Genomic DNA, 23006 nt, shown 5'->3' with positions numbered 1-23006 from the left:
GGGTCAAGCCCCCTCACCCGCCCCTTTGGGGCACCTTCTCCCGGCGGGAAAAGGACTCAGGTGCGGCGCAGGTCCAGGGTCATGGGCAATTCATTATTGTTGATGGGGTCGACCACTGTCAGTTCGCCCGGGCTATGGCCGTGGCGGAAGAAGCGCGCCAGGCGCCGGCTCTCGGCGGCATAGGCGTTGACCGGCAGGGCCTCGAAGCTGCGCCCGCCGGGGTGGGCCACATGGTACTGGCAACCGCCGAGGGAGCGCTGCATCCAGGTATCGACCAGGTCGAACACCAGCGGTGCCTGCACGCCGATGGTCGGTTGCAGGCAGTTGGCCGGCTGCCAGGCGCGGTAGCGCACGCCGCCGACGAACTCGCCAACCGTGCCACTGGGCCGCAGCGGCACCGGCACGCCATTGCAGGTGAGGATATAGCGGTCCGGGGCCATGCCCTGCACGCGCACCTGCAGCCGCTCCAGGGAAGAGTCGACATAGCGCACGGTGCCGCCGGCGGCGCCCTCCTCGCCCAGCACATGCCAGGGTTCCAGGGCCTGACGCAGCTCCAGGTCGATACCCTTGACCGCGTAATCACCGATCTTGGGGAAGCGGAACTCCAGGTGCGGGGCGAACCACTCGGCGCGCAGCGGATAGCCGGCGCCGTTCAGTTCGAAGATCACATCGGCGAAGTCCTGCTCGACGAAATGCGGCAACAGGAAGCGGTCGTGCAGTTCGGTACCCCAGCGCGCCAGGCGCTGCGGCCGATACGGCTCGTTCCAGAAGCGTGCGACCAGGGCGCGCAGCAACAGCTGCTGGGCCAGGCTCATGCGCGCATGCGGCGGCATCTCGAAGGCGCGCAGTTCGAGCAGGCCGAGGCGGCCGCTGGAAGAGTCCGGCGAGTACAGCTTGTCGATGCAGAACTCGGCGCGGTGGGTGTTGCCGGTGACATCCACCAGCAGGTTGCGCAGCAGACGGTCGACCAGCCAGGGCGGGCATTCGCGGCCCGGCTCGGGCATCTGCGCGAAGGCGATCTCCAGCTCGTACAGGGCGTCGTTGCGCGCCTCGTCCACGCGCGGCGCCTGCGAGGTCGGGCCGATAAACAGGCCGCTGAACAGGTAGGACAGCGAGGGGTGGTTGTGCCAGTAGCTGATCAGGCTGCGCAGCAGGTCCGGCCGGCGCAGGAAGGGCGACTCGGCCGGCGTGGCGCCGCCGAGGACGAAGTGGTTGCCGCCGCCGGTACCGGTGTGGCGGCCGTCGAGCATGAACTTCTCGCTGGAAAGCCGGCACTCGCGCGCCGCCGCGTAGAGAAACTCGGTGCGCTCGACCAGCTCTTCCCAGTTGCTCGCCGGGTGAATGTTGACCTCGATCACCCCTGGGTCCGGGGTGACGCGGAAATAGCTCAGGCGCGGGTCGCTCGGCGGCTCGTAGCCTTCCAGCAGCACCGGGCAGCGCAGCTCACGGGCGGTGGCCTCGATGGCGGCGACCAGCTCCAGGTAGTCCTCCAGGTGACTCAAGGGCGGCATAAACAGGTACAGGCGCCCATCGCGCGGTTCGGCGCACAGCGCGGTACGCACCACGCCGCTGGCCGACTCGTGCAGGCCCGGCGCCTGCGGCCCCTCACCTTCGAGCAGCGGCTTGCCGCGCCCGCTGGGGTGCAGCGGGGTGCGCAGCTGCTGCTGGATGCTCTGCCGGCTGGGCAACGGCTGGAACTGCTGGTGCGGGTCCTGCGGCGAGACATAGGGGTAATCCAGCTCGCCGACCCAGGGTTGCGAGTCCAGCGGCAGGCGATAGCCCAGTGGCGAGTCGCCGGGAATCAGCCGGCAATGCTCGTCGCGCAGGAACCAGGGACCGGTCAGCCACTGGCTGTCGTCGGCGCTGCGCATCAACGGCAGCACATGCCCGACCACTTCACCGAGGCCGCGGCAGAACACCTTGCGCAGGCGCTCGCGCTCCAGCGGGTCGGCCAGGCGCGGGTCGTCTGGGGTGACGTTGGCCGGCAGGCGGCGTTCGCGCCACAGGTAGTAGAGCCAATCCTCGTAGGCCGGGAACACCTCGTCGGCGGAAATCCCCAGGTGTCCGGCCAGGCTGGAGAGGAAACGTCCGGCCAGACGCGCATCGGCGCCGTAGTAGCGGCTTTCGTCGGCGTACAGCGCCGGGTCGTGCCAGATCGGCTCGCCGTCCTTGCGCCAGAAGCAGTTCAGCGACCAGCGCGGCAGTTGCTCGCCGGGGTACCACTTGCCCTGGCCGAAGTGCACCAGGGCCTGCGGCGCGTAGTGCTCGCGCAGGCGGTGGAACAGCTCGGCGGCCAGGCGCCGCTTGTTCGGCCCCATGGCATCGGTGTTCCACTCGGGGTCGTCCGGATAATCGAGGGCGACGAAGGTCGGCTCGCCGCCCATGGTCAGGCGTACGTCGCCATAGGCCAGCTCGGCATCGACCTGGCGACCGAGGGCGAGAATCTCCTGCCACTGTTCGTCGCTGTAGGGCTTGGTGACCCGTGGTGCCTCCCAGATACGCTCCACGCGCATCTCGTGCTCGAACTCGCATTCGCACTCATCGAGCACGCCACTGATCGGCGCCGCCGAGGACGGCTCCGGGCTGCAGGCCAGGGGAATGTGGCCCTCGCCGGCGAACAGGCCGCTGGTGGGATCGAGGCCTATCCAGCCGGCGCCCGGCAGGTACACCTCGCACCAGGCATGCAGGTCGGTGAAATCCACCTCGGTGCCGCTGGGGCCGTCGAGGGCTTTGACGTCGGCGCTGAGCTGGATCAGGTAGCCGGAGACGAAACGCGCCGCCAGGCCCAGATGGCGCAGCAGCTGCACCAGCAGCCAGGCCGAGTCACGGCAGGAGCCGGAGGCCTTCTCCAGGGTTTCCTCGGGGCTCTGCACGCCGGGTTCCAGGCGGATCAGGTAGCGCACTGTGTCGGCGACACGCTGGTTCAGCGCCACCAGAAAATCGACGCTGGGCGTCGGCGTGCGCTCGACGCCGGCCAGGTACTCGGCGAACAGCGGGCCGCTCTTCAGGGTCGCCAGGTAGGGGGTCAGCTCGCGCTGCTCCTCCTTGGTGTAGGCGAAGGGAATCTTCTCGGCATGCGGTTCGAGGAAGAAGTCGAAAGGGTTGAACACCGCCATCTCGGCGACCAGGTCGACGCTGACCTTGAGCTGCTCGGTCTTGTCCGGAAACACCAGGCGCGCCAGGTAGTTGCCCTGGGGGTCCTGTTGCCAGTTGACGAAGTGTTCGCCCGGTTCGACCTGCAGGGCGTAGGAGAGAATGCGCGTGCGACTGTGCGGCGCCGGGCGCAGGCGAACCACCTGCGGGCCGAGGTTGATCGGACGGTCGTAGCGATAGTGCGTAACGTGCTGCAGTGCGACATGAATCGACACGGCGTGCCTCCTGCGAGCCAGGGCGATACCTGGACAGCGCAAGACTTATGCCAGCGGCTTCTGCGCGGTTTCAGCGGTTCGCAGCAGGGTGTCGGCACCAGAACGGGGCGCCGGCGATACGGCGCACAGAGCGGCGCACAGAAAAAGCGCTCGGCCCTCCTATCCACCCAGGAGAGGGGCCGGGGCGGCATACAGGCCACATCGAGTCGCCCAGAGCACCCTCACCCTACGCTGGCTGCCCTCTCCCAGAGGGAGAGGGAGTAAAGCAGCCTTAGCGCGGCGCGACCGGGCGCTTGCCTGGTTTCTTGCCACCGGCGGACTTGCCGGCACCGGCTTTTTCCGCCTTGCGCCGCGCCTCGGCAGCGGCCTTGGCCTGCTCGCGCTTGTCCCAGGCCTTGCTGCCATCGCTGCCGCGCGGCGGCAGGCCGGTGTGCTGGGTGAGGATCTTGCCGACCGTCTTGCCCTGGGCGCCGACCTTCTTGCTGCCGGCCGGGGTCGAGTTCTTGCGGCGTGCGCTCTGGTACTCGTCCGTATTCGGCTGGTAGGTCGGGATCAGGTGATGCTTGCCGTTGCCGATCAGGTCGCTGCGGCCCATGCGCTCCAGTGCCTCGCGCAGCATCGGCCAGCCCTTGGGATCGTGGTAGCGCAGGAAGGCCTTGTGCAGGCGGCGCTGCTGCTCGCTCTTGACGATGGTCACGCCGTCCGACTTGTAGGTGACCTTGCGCAGCGGGTTCTTGCCCGAGTGGTACATGGCCGTGGCCGACGCCATCGGCGACGGGTAGAAGGCCTGCACCTGGTCGGCGCGGAAGTCGTTGCGCTTGAGCCACAGGGCGAGGTTCATCATGTCCTCGTCGGTGGTGCCCGGATGCGCGGCGATGAAGTACGGGATCAGGTACTGCTCCTTGCCCGCCTCTTTCGAGTACTTCTCGAACATGCGTTTGAACTTGTCGTAGCTGCCGATGCCCGGCTTCATCATCTGATTCAGCGGGCCTTCCTCGGTGTGCTCCGGGGCAATCTTCAGGTAACCGCCGACATGGTGGGTGACCAGTTCCTTGACGTACTCCGGCGACTCCACGGCGAGGTCATAGCGCAGGCCCGAGGCGATCAGGATCTTCTTCACGCCCGGCAGGGCGCGGGCCTTGCGATACAGCTCGATCAAGGACGAGTGGTCGGTATTCAGGTTCGGGCAGATGCCGGGGAACACACAGGACGGCTTGCGGCACGCGGATTCGATTTCCGGGCTCTTGCAGGCGATGCGGTACATGTTGGCGGTCGGCCCGCCGAGGTCGGAGACCACGCCGGTGAAGCCCGGCACCTTGTCACGCATCTCCTCGATCTCGCGGATGATCGAGTCGTGCGAGCGGTTCTGGATGATGCGGCCCTCGTGCTCGGTGATCGAGCAGAAGGTGCAGCCGCCGAAGCAGCCACGCATGATGTTGACCGAGAAGCGGATCATCTCGTAGGCCGGGATCTTCTCCTTGCCATACACCGGGTGCGGCACGCGCGCGTAGGGCATGCCAAACACGTAGTCCATTTCCTCGGTGGTCATCGGGATGGGCGGCGGGTTGAACCACACATCCACCTCGCCATGCTTCTGCACCAGCGCGCGGGCGTTGCCCGGGTTGGTCTCCAGGTGCAGCACGCGGTTGGCGTGGGCGTAGAGCACCGCGTCATTGCGCACCTTCTCGAAGGACGGCAGGCGGATCACCGTCTTGGCGCGGGTCATGCGCGGGCTGGGCAGCAGCTCGACGACCTTGGCCTCGTTGGGATCTTCGGCCGGCACGCCTTTTTCCTGCTCGATAGCGCAGGCGGCGGTGTCCTGGGTGTTGACGTAGGGGTTGATGATCTTGTCGACCTTGCCCGGACGGTCGATGCGGGTGGAGTCCACCTCGTACCAGCCTTCGGGGGTATCGCGACGGATAAAGGCGGTGCCGCGCACATCGGTGATGTCCTCGACCTTTTCGCCGAAGGCCAGACGCTGGGCGATCTCCACCACGGCGCGCTCGGCGTTGCCATATAGAAGGATGTCGGCGGTGGCGTCCATCAGGATCGAGCGACGCACCTTGTCCTGCCAGTAGTCGTAGTGAGCGATGCGGCGCAGCGAGGCCTCGATGCCGCCGAGGATCACCGGGGTCTGGCTGTAGGCCTCCTTGCAGCGCTGGCTGTACACCAGACTGGCGCGGTCCGGGCGCTTGCCGGCCAGGCCGCCGGGGGTGTAGGCATCGTCGGAGCGAATCTTCTTGTCCGCGGTGTAGCGGTTGATCATCGAGTCCATGTTGCCGGCGGCCACGCCGAAGAACAGGTTGGGCTGGCCGAGCTTCATGAAGTCGTCTTTGCTGCGCCAGTCCGGCTGGGCAATGATGCCGACGCGAAAGCCCTGGGCTTCGAGCAGACGGCCGATGATGGCCATGCCGAAAGACGGGTGATCCACATAGGCGTCACCGGTGACGATGATGATGTCGCAGGAATCCCAGCCGAGCTGATCCATCTCTTCCCGGCTCATCGGCAGGAAAGGCGCGGGCCCGAAACACTCGGCCCAATACTTCGGATAGTCGAACAACGGCTTGGCGGCTTGCATGTTTTTTGATCAACCGGGATTCACGGGGGCGCGGAATATAGCACAAAAAACATACAGACTCCGAATGCAACGCCGGCCAGCGGCACTCTGGGCAATGATGTCAGTTTGTGATCACAGCCACAGTTATGCCTATACTCCAGCCTGATTGCCTACCACGCCCGCGCGGCCATATGGAGTTCGAACCTTGCGGAGCAATCCCCTGCAGCTTCTGCTGTTGCTGATCGGCCTGACCCTTAGCGCTGGCCGGCTCGTGGCCGCCCCCATTCAACTACAGGCCGACAGCAGCGGCCAGGAACTGAACGGGCAGATCGAGCTACTCGAAGATGTCGGCGGCCGCCTGAACATCACCGACCTCGACGACCCGGCCGTGCAGCAGCGATTCGTGCCCGCCAACGGCCGCGCCAGCGTCGGCCAGAACCCCAATCCCTGGTGGATCAAGCTGCAACTGCAGCGTGGCGCCGAGGCCCCCAGCCAGTGGTGGCTGGAAATCGGCTCGGTGACCCAGCTCGACCTGCAGCTCTACAGCCCCGACGGTCAGGGTGGCTGGAGCATGCGCCAGTCCGGCGAGCGGGTGAGCTTCGCCGAAGGCCGCGACCACGACTATCGGCGCATGCTGCTGCAACTGCCACCACTCGGCGATACACCGCAGACCTTCTACCTGCGCAGCTATGATCCGGCCGGCAACTCCTTCCCGCTCAGGGCCTGGCAACTGGAAGACCTGGAGCACCTGGCGACCCAGGAGAACCTCGGCCTGGGCCTGATCTACGGCATCATCGCCGCCCTGCTGCTGTACAACCTGTTCATCTTTTTCAGCCTGCGCGACAAGGCCTACTTCTGGTACGTGCTGACCACCACTGGCGCCCTGCTGATGATCGTCAGCATGAGCGGCCATGGCTTCCAGTACCTGTGGCCCAACCACCCGGTGCCGTTCTGGCTCGACCGCATTACCCTGCCCTCGCTGTGGGGCTTCGCTGCCTGCCGCTTCACCCAGACCCTGCTGCAGACCCGCCAGCATGTACGCTGGGCGCATCATCTGCTGACCTTTGCCTGCACCTGCTACGTCATCGCCATCGCTCTGGAGGCCCTGGGGCAACGGAACCTGGCCGCCTGGATCATCGCCCTGCTGTCGCTGACCAGCATACCCGCAGCCCTCGGTTCGGCCCTGATCCGCTGGCGCCAGGGCTACTTCCCCGCCCTGCTCTATCTCTGTGGTTACGGCCTGATCCTCGGCAGCATCAGCCTGGCGCTGATGCGCTCCACAGGCCTGGTGCAACCGGCCACCTGGAACGCCTACGTATTCCCCCTGGCGGTGGCGGCGGAATCCATCCTGTTCTCCTTCGCCCTGGCCTATCGCATCCAGATGCTCAAACAGGAAAAGGCCGTGGCCATCCTCCAGGCCGACCGCGAAAAAACCGCACGCATTGCGCAGATGCAAAGCAGCGCCGAGGAGCTGCAGGAAGCGGTGCGCCAGCGCACCGCCGAGCTGGCCGAAGCCAATCGTCAGCTGTGCGAGCGCGAGCAGTTGCTGCAGTTCGCCGCCTTTCATGACCCGCTGACCGAGCTGCCCAACCGCCGCTACCTGATCGAGCGCGCCGAAACCGCCCTGGCCGATGCCCAGCGGCGCAACGAGTCGGTGGCGCTGATGCTGGTCGACCTGGATCACTTCAAGCCGATCAACGACCGCTACGGTCACGACGCCGGCGACCTGCTGCTGCGCTCCATCGGCCAGCGCCTGCGCGAGCATGTGCGGGTCAACGACATGGTCGCGCGCCTGGGCGGCGACGAGTTCGCCGTGCTGGTGTGCGGCCCGGACGCCGAGCAACACGCCCAGGAAATCGCCGGGCGCCTGCTCGGCGAGCTGGCCAAGCCGGTGCTGTACGGTGCCAACCGCCTGGCGGTGACCATCAGCATCGGCGGCGCCCTCTATCCGCAGCACGCCCAGCAGTTCACCGGCCTGTACAAGGCCGCCGACGAGGCCATGTACCGCGCCAAACAGAAAGGCCGCTCCGGTTTCGTGCTGCAGGGCTGCGATGGCGAGCTGAGCCAGCAGACCTGCCTGATGCTCGACGTGCTGAAAGTCCCCAGCGGGCTGAGCTAGAACGCCAGGAACGTGCTCTGCTGGCGAACCGCTCTGGCGCCTCGCCCCGCGATTACGCGTTATAGCGCCGTGGCACCCGCGCCGTGACCTTGGTCAGCAGCTCGTAGCCGATGGTACCGGCGGCGCGAGCGACCTCGTCCACCGGCAGGTTGGCGCCCCACAGCTCCGCAGCAGCGCCGACCGCCGCCTCGGGCAGGTCGGTGAGATCCACCGTCAGCATGTCCATCGACACCCGTCCCACCAGCGGCACGCGGCGACCGCCAAGCCACACCGGAGTGCCGCTCGGCGCATGCCGTGGATAGCCATCGGCATAACCGCAGCTGAGCGTACCGATCCGGCTCGGCCGCTCGGCGATCCATGTCGCGCCATACCCGACGCTCTCCCCGGCGGCGACCTCGCGCACGGCGATCAGTTGCGCCGTGAGGCTCATGGCCGGCCGCAGGCCGAGCTCGGCAGCGGACGGGTCGGCGAAAGGCGTGGCGCCATAGAGCATGATGCCCGGACGCAGCCAGTCCATATGCGCCGCCGGAATGGTCAGCAGCGCCGCGGAGTTGGCCAGGCTGCGCTGGTCGAAGTCCAGATCGAGCAGGTCGAGGAAACACTCCAGCTGCAGTTCGGTCAGGCTGTGGCCGCGCTCGTCGGCGCAGGCGAAGTGGCTCATCAGGTTCAGCTCGGCGACCTGGGCCGCAGCGCGCAGACGCGGGAACTGCCGACGCACCTCGTCGGCGGAAAGCCCCAGGCGGTGCATACCGGAGTCGAGCTTGAGCCAGACATTCAGCGAGCGCGGCAGCTCGGCGGCCAGCAGCGCCTCGATCTGCGCCAAACCCTGCACGACAAGGTCGAGCTGCAGATGCGCGGCCATCGGCAGCTCCTCGGCGGCAAAGCAGCCCTCCAGCAACAGGATGCGCGCCTCGCCGTGCATGGCGCGCACCTCGGCGGCCTCCTCCAGGCTGGCCACGGCGAAGCCATCGGCCTCGTCGTACAGCGCACTGACCACCTCGCGCACGCCATGCCCGTAGGCATTGGCCTTGACCACGGCGAAGGCTTGGCGCCCCGGCGCACAACGCTTGGCGACGGCATAGTTGTGGCGGATGGCGGCCAGATCGATGGTGGCGACGAGGGGGCGCATGGCTGAATTCCGAAACGAAAACGGGCGCCCATCTTAACCGCTGGGCACCCGTTTTCATTGAGCCGGATCAGCCCCTTCACCGGTTAAACCGCAGCGAGCGGCGCAGGGGCAAGAAGCCCGGAGCACAGCACGCGAAATGAACTAGAGGTTCATGAGCAGACTCGCTGCGCTCGCCCTACGGGCCGTCCTAAGGACGTTCAGCCGGAGGCGGTGCGAGCACCGCGCGACACAGCCCATGCGTCGCGCAGCAGGTTTAACCGGATGAAGGCTTAGTCTTCTTCGAAGTTGTACATACCCGGAGCCAGGTTATCGAAGCGCGTGTACTTGCCGATGAAGGCCAGGCGGCAGGTACCGATGGGGCCGTTACGCTGCTTGCCGATGATGATCTCGGCCACGCCCTTGTACTCGGTCTCCGGGTGATACACCTCGTCGCGGTAGACGAACATGATGATGTCGGCGTCCTGCTCGATGGCCCCGGACTCACGCAGGTCGGAGTTGACCGGGCGCTTGTTGGGGCGCTGTTCCAGCGAGCGGTTGAGCTGCGACAGGGCAATCACCGGGCAGTTGAATTCCTTGGCCAGCGCCTTGAGCGAGCGCGAAATCTCGGAGATCTCGTTGGTGCGGTTGTCGCCGCTGGAGCCGGGGATGCGCATCAGCTGCAGGTAGTCGACCATGATCATGGCGATCTCGCCGTGCTCACGGGCCAGGCGGCGGGCACGGGCACGCATCTCGGTCGGCGAAATCCCCGCCGTATCGTCGATGAACAGCTTGCGCTCGTTGAGCAGGTTCACTGCAGACGTCAGGCGCGGCCAGTCGTCGTCTTCCAGCTTGCCGGAACGCACCTTGGTCTGGTCGATGCGGCCGAGCGAGGAGAGCATACGCATCACGATCGAGTCGCTGGGCATCTCCAGGGAGAACACCAGGACGATCTTCTCGGTGCGCAACACCGCGTTCTCCACCAGGTTCATGGCGAAGGTGGTCTTACCCATGGACGGACGGCCGGCGACGATCACCAGGTCGGCCGGCTGCAGACCACTGGTCATGCCGTCCAGATCGGTAAAGCCGGTGGAAAGCCCGGTCAGCCCCGCATTGGTGTTGAACAGCTCGTCGATGCGATCGATGGTCTTGACCAGGATCTCGTTGATCCCCACCGGACCACCGGCCTTGGGCCGCGCCTCGGCGATCTGGAAGATCTGCCGCTCGGCCTCGTCGAGTACTTCCACCGCGCTCTTGCCCTGCGGTGCGTAGGCCATGTCGGCGATTTCGTTGCTGATGCCAATAAGCTGGCGCAGGGTGGCGCGCTCGCGAATGATCTGCGAGTAGGCCTTGATGTTGGCCACCGACGGCGTGTTCTTGGCCAACTCGCCCAGGTAGGCCAGGCCGCCGACCTGGCTCAGGTGGCCTTCCTTGTCCAGCTGTTCGGACAGGGTTACCACGTCAAACGGCGAGTTGCGCTCAGCCAGGGTGAAGATGGCGCGGAAGATCAGGCGGTGATCATGCCGGTAGAAGTCGCCATCGGACACCGCATCGGAGACCCGCTCCCAGGCGTTGTTGTCGAGCATCAAACCGCCCAGCACGGCCTGCTCGGCCTCGATGGAATGCGGCGGCACCTTGAGTGCGGCAGTCTCCAGGTCGTACTGCTGGGGGACGCTGATGTCGTTCATGGCACCTCTATTTCCACGGAGCAAAGTCCTTGGCCAAGCCACACGGCTTGGCCAAGGACTCTAGAAAAAACAACGGGCACGCACCGCTTGCGCGATGAGTGCCCGATTGTCGGCAGGCTTGCACCTTCGTGCAAGCCCACAGGTCGCATGCCTTAGGCAGCTACCACGATCACCTTGACGGTGGCTTCCACGTCGCTGTGCAGGTGCACGGCTACGTCGAATTCGCCGATCTGGCGGATGGTGCCGTTCGGCAGACGCACTTCAGCCTTGGCCACTTCAACGCCGGAGGCGGTCAGGGCGTCAGCGATGTCGTGAGTACCGATGGAACCGAACAGCTTGCCTTCGTCACCGGCCACGGCAGTGATGGTGACTTCCAGCTCGGCCAGTTGAGCGGCGCGAGCTTCGGCCGAGGCCTTCTTCGCGGCAGCAGCGGCTTCCAGCTCGGCGCGACGCGCTTCGAACGCAGCAACGTTCTCGGCGGTAGCAGCAGTGGCCTTGCCCTGCGGCAGCAGGTAGTTACGACCGTAACCGGCCTTGACGTTCACTTTGTCGCCCAGGTTGCCCAGGTTGGCGATTTTTTCCAGCAGGATAACTTCCATTTGGGTCTTACCTCTTAACTTTTAACCTTCACCGTTCGCAGGCCCTGCGCCGTTGTTGCGCGCTCGGCGGCCGCGAAAATCAATCAGACTGTCGACGATGGCCAAGACCACCAGTAACGGATAAATCAGCTGCAACTGGATCAGCAGCGTCACATACAGCCCCACCAGCCAAAACCGCTTCAGCTGACCTGACGCGACCAAGCCATGCAGCAGGGCCACTCCGGCAAACGCCAGCGGCACACTGCACAGCGGTGTCAGCATGGCCAGCTCCAGGCCCAGATTGGACCCCAGAAGCATCACCGCCAACAGGCCGAAGGCCATGGCCGGTGGCAGTCGCAAGGCTCGAAACTCGAGCCCGAAACCACCCGGGTTGTACAGCGCCGCCTGCCAGTACCGCCCGAGCATCAGGCAGAGCAGGCTGACGATCTGCAGCAAAGCAGCCATCAGTCCGGTGAGTACCGGGGCAACCAGCGCCTGCAGGCGGGTCTGCTCGTCTACCGACATCTTTTGGTAGACCCCATCGAACATCTGCGGCATCAGCTTGTGCAGCTCAGCCGCAAGTTCATTGATGGGTTGGCTAAACACCGCGCCCAACGTCACGCCATACGCCAGACCGAGCGCGATGCTGACCAGCAGCACGCGTGCCCAGGACAAACCGGCGCGCAACAACAGCGCCAGCCCCAGCGTACCGAGCATCACCAGGAGGATGCGTGGATCGCCGAAATGCCACCAGGCCAAGGCCGGCAGCATTGCCCAGGCGAGGATGCCAACGGCATCTCTCGGCCCCCGCCGCAACAGCACCAGGCTGCTGGCGGCGGCACTCAACCAGAACAACAGCGGCAAAGCCGCCGAACCAACCACCACCAGGGTGGCCTGCATGCGGCCGCGCATGATGAACTCAGCCAAGGCGCGCATGCGATTTATCCCTTACAACTGTGTCGACGATCTGTTCTCAACGGCCGTGGCTGTCGGTGTAGGGCAGCAGGGCCAGGTAGCGGGCGCGCTTGATAGCGACAGCCAGCTGACGCTGGTACTTGGCCTTGGTACCGGTGATACGGCTAGGAACGATCTTGCCGGTTTCAGAAACGTAGGCCTTCAGGGTGTTGAGATCCTTGAAGTCGATCTCTTTCACGCCTTCAGCGGTGAAACGGCAGAATTTACGACGACGGAAGAAACGTGCCATGAATGTGGCTCCTCAATAGATCCGTGGATTACTCGTCAGCGTTGTCGCTGTTGTCACTTTCTTCGCCTTCGGCGGAGTCGGTTTCAACGCGATCACGGCGCTCGCGGCGCTCGCTGCGGTTTTCTTCGGCCTTGAGCATCTCGGACTGACCGGTAACGGCTTCGTCGCGGCGGATGATCAGGTTACGGATCACGGCGTCGTTGTAGCGGAAGTTGTCTTCCAGCTCGGCCAGGGCCTTGCCGCTGCACTCAACGTTCAGCATCACGTAGTGAGCCTTGTGAACGTTGTTGATGGCGTAGGCCAGTTGACGACGGCCCCAATCTTCCAGGCGGTGGATTTTGCCGCCGTCTTCTTCGATCAGCTTGGTGTAACGCTCGACCATGCCGCCGACTTGCTCGCTCTGGTCCGGGTGAACCAGAAAGATGATTTCGTAATGACGCATGAATGCTCCTTACGGGTTGTAGCCTGCCAACAGAAGGTGGTCAGGCAAGGAGTGAATGACTCGTTTTTGCTTGCCGAAGCGAGGGCGCGTGCGCGCCTGCCGTTACGGCAAGGGGCGACATTCTAGAGAAGCCCCCTGCCGCACGCAAGGCAAATTGGTGATTATTTGAACAGCGCTAACCGAGCAAAGCCCGCCCGCATCGGCGCGGCTTTGCAAGCTATGCGCACCTGACTACGCCTTGCGCGCAGCCTGGCGCTGGCGCACCGCCTCGAACAGGCAGACGCCGGTGGCAACCGAGACATTCAGACTGCTGACACTGCCGCTCATGGGCAGCTTCACCAGATAGTCGCAGTGTTCGCGGGTCAGGCGGCGCATGCCCTTGCCTTCGGCACCCATGACCAGCACCGTCGGGCCGGTCATATCCAGCTGATACAGCTCCTGATCGACCTCACCAGCAGTACCGACGATCCACAGGCCTTTCTTCTGCAGCTTTTCCAGCGTACGCGCCAGGTTGGTCACTGCCACCAGAGGGATCACCTCGGCGGCACCGCAAGCCACCTTGCGCACCGTGGCATTCAGCGTGGCTGACTTGTCTTTGGGCACGATCACCGCCTGAGCGCCTGCCGCATCGGCGGTGCGCAGGCAGGCGCCGAGGTTGTGCGGATCGGTCACGCCATCCAGCACCAGCAGCAGCGCCGGACCTTCGCCACGCTCGAGCAGCTCGTCGAGCATGTTCTCGCCCCACACCTGGCTCGGACTGACCTCGGCGACCACGCCCTGGTGCACGCCCTCGGCCCACTCGTCCAGCTCCTGGCGCTCCTTGTGCCCGACCGGCACACGGTGCTGCCCGGCCAGTTCGAGCAAGGCCTGCACCCGCGGAGCACTGCGACTCTCGGCCAGCCACAGCTGTTTGACCCGTTTTGGATGATGGCGCAGTAGCGCCTCGACGGCATGTACGCCGTAGACCTTTTCCAGCTGACTCATCGCTTCGCCTTGGGCTTGCCCGGCTTGCCTCCGGCCGGGGAACCGGCCTTCGGGGCGCCTTTGCGGTGACCGGAGGCCTTGCCTGCCGCCCCACCCTTGCCGGAACCCTTCTTGGCACCATCGAGCAGGGCCTTTTTCACGTCACGGCTCTTCTGCACATCGGTATTGCCCACGCCCAGCGCCTTGGACGCCGAGCCCTTGCGAGCACCCACACCGGCACGACCACGCCCTGCTGGCGCCTTGTCGGCCTTGCCTTCGGCCAGTTCGAAATCGATCTTGCGCTCGTCCAGGTCGACGCGCATGACCTTGACCTCGACGCTGTCGCCCAGACGGAAGCTGCGGCCACTGCGCTCGCCCGCGAGACGGTGATGCACGGGATCGAAGTGGTAGTAGTCCGCCGGCAGCGCAGTGACGTGCACCAGGCCTTCGACATAGATGTCCTTCAGCTCGACGAAGATGCCGAAACCGGTCGCCGCCGTGATCACGCCTTCGAAGGTCTCGCCGACGCGATCCTGCATGAACTCGCACTTGAGCCAATTGACCACGTCGCGGGTGGCCTCGTCGGCGCGGCGCTCGGTCATCGAGCACTGCTCACCGAGCTGCTCCAGCGCCGCCTCGTCGTACGGGTAGATGCGCGCCTTGGGCATGCTCGCCGCACCGGCGCGCTGCACATGCTTGGTTTCGCGCTTGGAGCGGATCACGCTGCGAATCGCGCGATGCACCAGCAGGTCCGGGTAACGGCGGATCGGCGAAGTGAAGTGGGTGTAGGCCTCGTAGTTGAGACCGAAGTGGCCGTTGTTGTCGGCGCTGTACACCGCCTGACTCAACGAGCGCAGCATCACGGTCTGGATCAGGTGGAAGTCCGGGCGCTCCTGGATGCTGGCTAGCAGCTTCTGGTAGTCCTTCGGCTTCGGCCCTTCCTTGCCCTTGTGCAGGGCCAGGCCCAGCTCACCGAGAAAAGCCTTGAGCTTCTCAACGCGCTCGGCCGGCGGGCCATCGTGCACGCGGTACAGCGAAGGAATCGAGTGATCCAGCATGAAGCGCGCAGTCGCGACGTTGGCCGCCAGCATGCATTCCTCGATCAGCTTGTGTGCGTCGTTGCGCTGGGTCGGACGAATCTCGGCGATCTTGCGCCCACTACCGAAGACGATGCGCGTCTCCTGGGTCTCGAAGTCGATGGCGCCACGCTCATGTCGCGCTGCCAGCAGCACCTGGTACAGCGAATAGAGCTGCTTGAGGTGCGGCAGCACCTCCTTGTACTCCTCACGCAGGGACTTGCCTTCGCTACTCTTCGGCTGCTCCAACATGTAGCTGACCTTGTTGTAGGTCAGGCGCGCATGGGAGTGAATCACGGCCTCGTAGAACTGATAGTCGAGCAGCTCGCCGCTCTTCGACATGCTCATTTCGCAGACCATGGCCAGGCGATCGACATGCGGATTCAGCGAGCACAAGCCGTTGGACAGCTCCTCCGGCAGCATCGGCACCACCCGCTCGGGGAAGTACACCGAGTTGCCGCGTTTCTGCGCCTCCTCGTCCAGCGCCGAACCGACTTTCACGTAGCTCGACACGTCGGCGATGGCGACATACAGCTTCCAACCACCGGAGAACAGCTTCCAGCGGCTGCTGTTCTTCTCGCAGTACACGGCGTCGTCGAAGTCGCGGGCATCCTCGCCGTCAATGGTGACGAACGGCAGGTGGCGCAGGTCGACGCGATTCTCCTTATCCTTCTCTTCCACTTCGGACTTGAGCTTGCGCGCTTCCTTAACCACAGCCTCGGGCCAAACATGCGGGATGTCGTAGCTGCGCAGCGCCACATCGATTTCCATGCCCGGCGCCATATAGTTGCCGATCACCTCGACGATATCGCCCTGCGGCTGGAAGCGCGCGGTAGGCCAGTGGGTGATCTTGATCGCGACGAACTGACCGATCTTGGCGCCGCCGGTACGACCCGGCGTCACCAGCACTTCCTGCTGGATCTTCGGGTTGTCCGCCTCGACGAAGCCGATGCCGGCCTCCTCGAAATAGCGCCCGACTATGGTCTCGTGGGCCCGCTCGATCACTTCGACCAGCGCACCCTCGCGGCGGCCACGGCGATCGAGGCCGGATACCCGCGCCAGCGCGCGGTCGCCATCGAACACCAGACGCATCTGCGCCGGACTGAGGAACAGGTCGTCGCTGCCATCGTCGGGAATCAGGAAACCGAAGCCGTCGCGGTGACCGCTGATGCGGCCACGAATCAGATCGAGCTTGTCTACCGGCGCGTAAGTGCCGCGGCGGGTATAGATAAGCTGGCCGTCGCGCTCCATGGCGCGCAGGCGACGACGCAGCGCTTCGAGCTGCTCGTCGGTGGTCAACCCGAACTCTTCCACCAGTTCTTCACGAGCCGCAGGCGAACCGCGCTCGGACAGGTGCTGGAGAATCAGCTCACGGCTGGGGATGGGGTTTTCGTACTTTTCCGCCTCGCGGGCGGCCTCTGGATCGAGGGATTGCCAATCGGCCATTAAATGAAAATACCTTTATGCATAGGATTGCCTTCTGTCTATTGAAGCGCGAAACGGCACCGAGGGTCAGCTTTTCCCGCGACAATAATTTTTTCGGCGTCAGGGGTTTACAAGGAAAAACGTCGTCCGTATAGTTCGCGCCCACAGCGTTGCTGAGACGTTGTAACACGGAAGCGGATGAGTAATCATTGTTTCCCGTGCCCAGGTGGCGGAATTGGTAGACGCACTAGGTTCAGGTCCTAGCGGTGGCAACACCGTGGAAGTTCGAGTCTTCTCCTGGGCACCACTCTTCAAGACAAAACCGAGCCTCTGGCTCGGTTTTGTCGTTTCTGACACCTGAAAATCTGCCAGTGGAGCGGCCCGTACCGCCCCACCACACTTATACGTCACACCTTGAACTGAGCGAAGCTGGCCTTGAGCTGACTCACCAGCCCATCCACCACACGCCCACTGGCCGCAGTCTCGCCAACCGCCTTGGCCGCGCGCTGCGCCTCGCTGTGGATCACTTCGACCCGACCACGCACCGCGCTGGCACCATCGGCCTGATGCGCCGCCGAGCGAGTCGCCGCATCGATGGCGCCGTGAACCTCATCCACCGACGCCTGCACGGACTGCTGCAGACGCGCACTGTCACGCAAGGCCTGCAGACCTTCGGCCGCCTGGCCGCCGGCCTGACCTATTACCGCCACCGCCTCGCGCGCACCTTGCTGCAGAGCGGTAATGTGCGCCTGAATATCGCCGGTCGATTGTTGGGTCTTGCTGGCCAGGGCACGCACCTCGTCGGCCACCACGGCGAAACCACGACCGCTTTCTCCGGCACGCGCCGCCTCGATGGCGGCGTTCAACGCGAGCAGGTTGGTCTGCTCGGCGATGGACTGGATCACCGTCAGCACCACCTCGATCTGCTCACTCTGCTTGGCCAGCTTCTCGATCACCGCCGAACCATTCTCCACCCGCGCCACCAGCGCCTCAATCAGCCCGCCAACCTTGGCGGCAATCGCCGCGTTCTCATGGGCGGCCTGACGAATGGCCACCACGCGCTGCTGAGCGTCGTGCATGGCCTGGCTTTCGGCCTGCGCGGCAGCGGCCATTTCCTCCAGCGCCTGCAGACTGCCCGCCACCTCGTCGCGCTGACGCCCGGCCGCCGCCTCGGCCGCGGCACTGCGCTGGGCCAGGCTGCGGATTTCCTCGCCGGTACGCTGGGCCACTTCCCCCGCCTCACGCACGATGGGCTGCAGCTTGGCGATGAACTGATTGACCGCCGCCGCCATCTCCCCCGCCTCGTCGCGGCTGTCCAGCTGCACTCGACGCGTCAGGTCACCCTCGCCGGCCGCCAGATCCTTGAGCGCGGCGATCAGCAGCTGCAAGCGGCTGAGCACCCGCCAGCCCAGCACCAGCGCCACAGCCGCCAGGGTCAGCAGACCGACAATCAAGAGACCAGTGGCGATACGCCAACGCAGACTGGCAGCAGCCTGCTGTACCGTTTCGCTACCATTGCGCGCCATCTCAGTGGTGGCTTTCTCTGCCGACCGCAGACGCTGCTGCAACGCCTGGGTGCTTTCCTGAGCGGCACCAGAGAGACTCTTGTCGACCAGCTCGCCGGCACTGCCGACCAACGCAGCGAAGCGACTGTCCAGCGCCTCCAGCTCCTGCTCCACACCGTCCAGCGCCATGCCCAACTGAACCTTGCCGATGGGTGAGCCCATCGGGTTGATTTCGGTCTCGATCAGATAAACCTTGGGGTCGCGCGAAGCACCATCTACCAACTTGTCCAGGCCGGTCTTACCCTGGCCGGCGGCGATCAGCTCGCGCACTCGCGGGTTGCTGCGGTCGAAGTTGCGGGTCAGACGCTTGCCCTCGGCGTCGTAGAACACGGCGAAGAGCACCGCCGGATCGCGCTGGACGATGCGGGTCAGCGCGGTCAGGGCCGGCGCATCGTTATCCCAGATAGCCTTCGGCGCCACGCCGGCAAGCATCTGCGCAATGGAGTTGCCGGACTGCTTGAGATTTGCCTCCAGCACCTGACGCATCTGCCCCTGCTCGCTCTTGAGCTGAGCGGTAAGGCCGCTACCCAGGCGCTCGCGAGTGTTGCTGGACAGCGCAGCCAGGCCACTGCGCATCTCCGCCTCGGCACTCCCCAGCTCATCGGCCAGGCGCTGGCTCTCGCTACCCAGGCGCTGGGTCAGATCCTGCACCAACCCATCGACAGTGGCACGGGTCAGCCAGACCGCCACCCCCACTTGGGCCAGCATCGCCAAGCCCAGGGCAATGAATACCGGGCGCAGCAAGCGGCTACGCAACAGCGAAAACAGAACGGACACTGCGATGACTCCTTCCGGTCAGACGACCCCATGCCTGTGCATCGGCCGCGCTTGAAAAAGCTGTAACCGAAGCAAGGCGCAGGCCAGATGCCAGTATAGAAACAAAAAGCCCCGCACTGGGCGGGGCTTGTCGACGCGATGGTCTCAGTACTGCGAATTGCCGCGCAGCTGAGCCTCGGCGGCCTTGGCCAGATCCGGCGGCAGGAAGTCCTTATCCGGGTCGTAGTCCGGCTTGAGGAAGCCGGACAGCGCTTGCAGATCCGCCGGCGCCAGGGTGCCGGCGGCCTGCTTCAGACGCAGGTTGTTGAGGATGTAGTCGTAGCGCGCGTCGTTGTAGTTGCGTACCGAGCTGTACAGCTGACGCTGGGCATCGAGCACGTCGACGATGTTGCGGGTACCGACCTGGTAGCCGATTTCGGTGGCTTCCAGAGCGCTCTGGTTGGAGATGATCGACTGCTTGCGGGCCTGCACGGTTTCCACATCGGTGTTCACCGCGCGGTGCAGGTTGCGGGTGTTCTCCACCACTTTGCGGCGCAGGCTTTCGCGCTCCTGCTCGCTCTGGCTCAGGCGCTGGTAGGCCTCGCGCACCTGCGAGCTGGTCAGGCCGCCGCTGTAGATCGGGATATTCAGCTGCAGGCCGATGCTGGTCTGCTCGGCATCACCGTTATAGGGCGCGGAGAGGTCGTTGTTGCTGAAACCCAGGGAGTCGTTGTCGCCCTTCTGGTAGCTGGCGACCGCATCCAGGGTCGGCGCATGGCCAGACTTGCGTTGACGCAGGGTTTCTTCTGCGGCGTCCACCGCGTAATTGCTGGCCTGCAGATTGAGGTTCTGCTGGGCAGCGGTATCGACCCAGGCCTTGGCGTCGTTTGGCGTCGGCACCAGCACTGGCAGGCTGTGCTTCACGCCTTCCAGCGCGCTGTATTCGTGCGTGGTCAGGGTAACCAGGGCCTGGAAGGCATCATCCACGGCGCGCTGGGCGAGGATGCGGTTGGCGCGAGCAGTGTCGTAACCGGCCTGGGCTTCCAGCACGTCGGTCTTGTCCGACAGACCGACGTCGAAGCGTTCATTGGCCTGATCCAGCTGACGCTTGAACGCCGCCTCCTCGGCCTTGGTCGAGGCCAGGGTGTCCTGGGCACGCAGGACGGCGAAGTAGGTTTCGGCGCTCTGCAGAATCAGGTTCTGCTCGGTGGCGGACAACTGCAGGGCGGCCTGCTGGTCCGTGGCCTTGGCGGCCTGGAACTGGAACCAGCGATCGGCACGGAACAGCGGCTGCGACAGGCTGGCGCGGTAGGACAGACCACTGCGATCCGCGTCCACGTCATTGGCGAGGCGGGTATCGACCTGGGTATTGGTGTTGGTCAGGTCGGCACCACCGGAAAGGTTGGGCAGCAAACCGGCACGCGCCTGGGGCACCACTTCGCTGATGGCCTGGTAGTTGGCCCGGGCAGCAGCCAGGTCGGCATTGTTCTTCACCGCTTCGTTGTACACGGTGACCAGGTCGGTCTTGCCCGTCTGGGCAATGTCGTCGGCCCAGGCCAGTCCAGAAGAGGCAGCAGCTACTGCGAGCGCCAGAGAGAGTCTGCGTAGCATGATCAATCCTAGATACGGGAGGAATCGGGCAAGGCTAAGTGCGCGCCCCGCGCCGGTCAAGGCAACAGAAGCACCAGCACAGCTTAGTTTGCGACAAGCTTTGTTGCTCTCCTGCAACAATAACCGGTTGCAGCGCATTCCGTCCGCAGGATTGGCGTTCCCCACTCGGCTTGATTAGACTGCCGGCTGTTCTTGTCGGGGCGCCCAGAATCGTGGGCTGAGATCGGATAGTTCCGGATCCCGTTGAACCTGATCGAGTTAAGGCTCGCGTAGGGAACAAGATGTGCTCGCCCACCGGCGATCCCCTCTCGCACCACCCCTGGTGCGCCTTCCGTCTCAGGTTCGCTCCGACATCCACCCCAGGAGTCGAGCCGATGAGCGTCAAACAACAACACAATCTCAGCGCCAAGAACCTTAGCGAGTCCGCCCAGGTCGACCAGCAGTCGATCCAGCCCTTCCCGCGCTCGCAGAAGGTTTATGTGCAGGGTTCGCGCCCGGACATCCGCGTACCGATGCGCGAGATCAGCCTGGACGTGACGCCCACCGCCTTCGGCGGCGAGATCAATGCCCCGGTCACCGTCTACGACACCTCCGGCCCCTACACCGACCCGAATGTGACCATCGACGTGCGCCAGGGCCTGGCCGACGTGCGTAGCGCCTGGATCGACGACCGCGGCGACACCGAGAAGCTGCCGGGCCTGTCCTCAGAATTCGGCCAGCGCCGCCTGAACGACGCCGAGCTGACCGCCATGCGCTTCGCCCACGTGCGCAACCCGCGCCGGGCCAAGGCCGGCAAGAACGTCAGTCAGATGCACTACGCACGTCAGGGCATCATCACCCCGGAGATGGAATACGTCGCCATCCGCGAGAACATGAAGCTGGCCGAGGCCCGCGAGGCCGGCCTGCTGAAAGAACAACACGGCGGCCAGAGCTTCGGCGCCAGCATTCCGAAAGAGATCACCGCCGAGTTCGTGCGCGAGGAAATCGCCCGCGGCCGCGCGATCATCCCGGCCAACATCAACCACGTGGAGCTGGAGCCGATGATCATCGGCCGCAACTTCCTGGTGAAGATCAACGGCAATATCGGCAACTCGGCGCTGGGTTCTTCCATCGAGGAAGAAGTGGCCAAGCTGACCTGGGGTATCCGCTGGGGCTCGGACACGGTTATGGACCTGTCCACCGGCAAGCATATCCACGAGACCCGCGAGTGGATCATCCGCAACAGCCCCGTACCGATCGGCACCGTGCCGGTCTACCAGGCCCTGGAGAAGGTTGGCGGCGTAGCCGAAGACCTGACCTGGGAGCTGTTCCGCGACACCCTGATCGAGCAGGCCGAACAGGGCGTGGACTACTTCACCATCCACGCTGGCGTGCTGTTGCGCTATGTGCCGCTGACCGCCAAGCGCGTCACCGGCATCGTCTCGCGCGGCGGCTCGATCATGGCCAAGTGGTGCCTGGCGCATCACAAGGAGAACTTCCTCTATACGAACTTCGAGGAAATCTGCGAAATCATGAAGGCCTATGACGTCAGCTTCTCGCTGGGCGACGGCCTGCGCCCGGGCTCGATCGCCGACGCCAACGATGCCGCGCAGTTCGGCGAGCTGGAGACCCTCGGCGAGCTGACCAAGATCGCCTGGAAGCACGACGTGCAGACCATGATCGAAGGCCCCGGCCATGTGCCGATGCAGCTGATCAAGGAGAACATGGACAAGCAGCTGGAGTGCTGCGACGAGGCGCCCTTCTATACCCTCGGCCCGCTGACCACTGACATCGCCCCCGGCTACGACCACATCACCAGCGGCATCGGCGCGGCGATGATCGGCTGGTTCGGCTGCGCCATGCTCTGCTACGTCACACCCAAGGAGCACCTGGGCCTGCCGAACAAGGATGACGTGAAGACCGGCATCATCACCTACAAGATCGCCGCGCACGCCGCCGACCTGGCCAAGGGCCATCCGGGCGCGCAGATCCGCGACAACGCACTGTCCAAGGCGCGCTTCGAGTTCCGCTGGGAGGACCAGTTCAACCTCGGCCTGGACCCGGACACGGCGCGCAGCTACCACGACGAAACCCTGCCCAAGGAGTCGGCCAAGGTGGCGCACTTCTGCTCCATGTGTGGGCCGAAGTTCTGCTCGATGAAGATCACCCAGGAAGTACGCGAGTACGCCGCCGAGCACGGTCTGACCGACGAGCAGAAGGCCATCGAGGCTGGTTTCGCCGAACAGGCCGAGCGCTTCAAGGACGAAGGCGCGGTGATCTACAAGCAGGTCTGAGCCCTGTACTCTCCGGGCCCCGCGCTGTTCGCAGGGCCTTTGCATTTCCCGCAGAGAACAACAATGAACACGCCCAACTATTCCCCCAACCTCGCCGTACCGCTCACCGAGCGCGCCTTCGGTGCCCGCGACCTGCTCGCCCTGTGGTTCTCCCTGGGCATGGGTCTGATGGTGCTGCAGGCCGGCGCCCTGCTCGCCCCCGGCCTGGGCCTGGCCGGCTCGCTGCTGGCGCTGACCCTCGGCGTCGGCCTCGGCGCCCTGCTGCTCGGCGCCGTC

The 23006-nt window shown here is 64.9% G+C and carries 13 protein-coding genes, 1 tRNA gene, 3 pseudogenes and 1 riboswitch; of the genes and pseudogenes, 4 read left to right on the top strand and 13 right to left on the bottom strand.

Translation table 11 applies throughout. The features are described 5' to 3' along the window. Positions 1-56: 56 nt before the first annotated feature. Together AYB31_RS12950 and AYB31_RS12945 are read right to left on the bottom strand one after the other, a co-directional pair. The gene (locus AYB31_RS12950; protein ID WP_068829106.1) at positions 57-3368 is read right to left on the bottom strand and encodes a transglutaminase family protein; all 3312 of its coding nucleotides are present in this window, start codon (positions 3366-3368) and stop codon (positions 57-59) included. Between the two features lie 271 nt (positions 3369-3639). Beyond that, the gene (locus AYB31_RS12945; protein WP_068829105.1) at positions 3640-5946 is read right to left on the bottom strand and encodes a YgiQ family radical SAM protein; all 2307 of its coding nucleotides are present in this window, start codon (positions 5944-5946) and stop codon (positions 3640-3642) included. A gap of 184 nt (positions 5947-6130) precedes the next feature. On the opposite strand from AYB31_RS12945, the gene AYB31_RS12940 reads away from it, so the two are divergent. Next, positions 6131-8044, top strand: a complete 1914-nt coding sequence (locus tag AYB31_RS12940) for a diguanylate cyclase (protein WP_068829104.1) — start codon at positions 6131-6133, stop codon at positions 8042-8044. 52 nt (positions 8045-8096) lie between these two features. Here AYB31_RS12940 and alr read toward each other — a convergent pair whose 3' ends face one another. From alr to rnr, 8 genes are all read right to left on the bottom strand, one after another. Further along, positions 8097-9173, bottom strand: a complete 1077-nt coding sequence (alr, locus tag AYB31_RS12935; protein WP_068829103.1) for an alanine racemase — start codon at positions 9171-9173, stop codon at positions 8097-8099. A 269-nt stretch (positions 9174-9442) separates the two neighbouring features. Continuing rightward, complete coding sequence (gene dnaB, locus AYB31_RS12930; protein ID WP_068829102.1) at positions 9443-10837, bottom strand: replicative DNA helicase; 1395 nt, start codon at positions 10835-10837, stop codon at positions 9443-9445. Between the two features lie 152 nt (positions 10838-10989). Further along, complete coding sequence (gene rplI / locus AYB31_RS12925; protein WP_068829101.1) at positions 10990-11436, bottom strand: 50S ribosomal protein L9; 447 nt, start codon at positions 11434-11436, stop codon at positions 10990-10992. A gap of 21 nt (positions 11437-11457) precedes the next feature. After that, on the bottom strand, positions 11458-12351 hold the full coding sequence (locus AYB31_RS12920) for a hypothetical protein (protein WP_068829100.1): 894 nt from the start codon (positions 12349-12351) through the stop codon (positions 11458-11460). Positions 12352-12388: 37 nt separating this feature from the next. Continuing rightward, entirely contained in the window at positions 12389-12619 is a 231-nt protein-coding gene (gene rpsR, locus AYB31_RS12915) for a 30S ribosomal protein S18 (protein WP_043310391.1), read from the bottom strand. 28 nt (positions 12620-12647) lie between these two features. Continuing rightward, entirely contained in the window at positions 12648-13061 is a 414-nt protein-coding gene (gene rpsF / locus AYB31_RS12910; protein WP_068829099.1) for a 30S ribosomal protein S6, read from the bottom strand. Between the two features lie 231 nt (positions 13062-13292). Continuing rightward, the gene (rlmB, locus tag AYB31_RS12905) at positions 13293-14045 is read right to left on the bottom strand and encodes a 23S rRNA (guanosine(2251)-2'-O)-methyltransferase RlmB (protein ID WP_068829098.1); all 753 of its coding nucleotides are present in this window, start codon (positions 14043-14045) and stop codon (positions 13293-13295) included. Beyond that, the gene (gene rnr / locus AYB31_RS12900; protein WP_068829097.1) at positions 14042-16546 is read right to left on the bottom strand and encodes a ribonuclease R; all 2505 of its coding nucleotides are present in this window, start codon (positions 16544-16546) and stop codon (positions 14042-14044) included. The genes rlmB and rnr overlap by 4 nt, the downstream gene beginning before the upstream one ends. Before the next feature lie 199 nt (positions 16547-16745). Between rnr and AYB31_RS12895 the strand changes: the two genes are divergently transcribed. Beyond that, positions 16746-16832, top strand: a tRNA-Leu gene (locus tag AYB31_RS12895). Positions 16833-16932: 100 nt separating this feature from the next. Here AYB31_RS12895 and AYB31_RS22315 read toward each other — a convergent pair. The 3 genes and pseudogenes from AYB31_RS22315 to AYB31_RS12885 all read right to left on the bottom strand — a co-directional run. Beyond that, positions 16933-17442: pseudogene (locus AYB31_RS22315) on the bottom strand (methyl-accepting chemotaxis protein); the annotation flags it as partial. A 348-nt stretch (positions 17443-17790) separates the two neighbouring features. Beyond that, a pseudogene (locus AYB31_RS22310) lies at positions 17791-18051 on the bottom strand (HAMP domain-containing protein); the annotation flags it as partial. Positions 18052-19011: 960 nt separating this feature from the next. Beyond that, positions 19012-20457, bottom strand: a complete 1446-nt coding sequence (locus AYB31_RS12885) for a TolC family outer membrane protein (RefSeq protein ID WP_068829095.1) — start codon at positions 20455-20457, stop codon at positions 19012-19014. 186 nt (positions 20458-20643) lie between these two features. After that, a riboswitch (TPP riboswitch) is annotated at positions 20644-20750 on the top strand. 81 nt (positions 20751-20831) lie between these two features. On the opposite strand from AYB31_RS12885, the gene thiC reads away from it, so the two are divergent. Further along, a complete protein-coding gene (gene thiC / locus AYB31_RS12880; protein ID WP_068829094.1) occupies positions 20832-22730 on the top strand; it encodes a phosphomethylpyrimidine synthase ThiC in 1899 nt (632 codons plus the stop codon). Between the two features lie 63 nt (positions 22731-22793). Further along, positions 22794-23006: pseudogene (locus tag AYB31_RS22045) on the top strand (putative hydroxymethylpyrimidine transporter CytX); the annotation flags it as partial.

Origin of the sequence: Pseudomonas sp. BMS12 (assembly GCF_001592875.1) — a bacterium.
GTDB lineage: Bacteria > Pseudomonadota > Gammaproteobacteria > Pseudomonadales > Pseudomonadaceae > Aquipseudomonas.
This window is presented reverse-complemented; position numbering and strand designations above follow the sequence as displayed.

What these genes read in the sequence shown, in the direction of transcription:
- rpsF (WP_068829099.1), bottom strand. Translation starts at nt 13,061, where the DNA reads ATGCGTCATTACGAAATCATCTTTCTGGTTCACCCGGACCAGAGCGAG.
- AYB31_RS12945 (WP_068829105.1), bottom strand. Translation starts at nt 5,946, where the DNA reads ATGCAAGCCGCCAAGCCGTTGTTCGACTATCCGAAGTATTGGGCCGAG.
- AYB31_RS12885 (WP_068829095.1), bottom strand. Translation starts at nt 20,457, where the DNA reads ATGCTACGCAGACTCTCTCTGGCGCTCGCAGTAGCTGCTGCCTCTTCT.
- rplI (WP_068829101.1), bottom strand. Translation starts at nt 11,436, where the DNA reads ATGGAAGTTATCCTGCTGGAAAAAATCGCCAACCTGGGCAACCTGGGC.
- rlmB (WP_068829098.1), bottom strand. Translation starts at nt 14,045, where the DNA reads ATGAGTCAGCTGGAAAAGGTCTACGGCGTACATGCCGTCGAGGCGCTA.
- rnr (WP_068829097.1), bottom strand. Translation starts at nt 16,546, where the DNA reads ATGGCCGATTGGCAATCCCTCGATCCAGAGGCCGCCCGCGAGGCGGAA.
- AYB31_RS12920 (WP_068829100.1), bottom strand. Translation starts at nt 12,351, where the DNA reads ATGCGCGCCTTGGCTGAGTTCATCATGCGCGGCCGCATGCAGGCCACC.
- dnaB (WP_068829102.1), bottom strand. Translation starts at nt 10,837, where the DNA reads ATGAACGACATCAGCGTCCCCCAGCAGTACGACCTGGAGACTGCCGCA.
- rpsR (WP_043310391.1), bottom strand. Translation starts at nt 12,619, where the DNA reads ATGGCACGTTTCTTCCGTCGTCGTAAATTCTGCCGTTTCACCGCTGAA.
- thiC (WP_068829094.1), top strand. Translation starts at nt 20,832, where the DNA reads ATGAGCGTCAAACAACAACACAATCTCAGCGCCAAGAACCTTAGCGAG.
- alr (WP_068829103.1), bottom strand. Translation starts at nt 9,173, where the DNA reads ATGCGCCCCCTCGTCGCCACCATCGATCTGGCCGCCATCCGCCACAAC.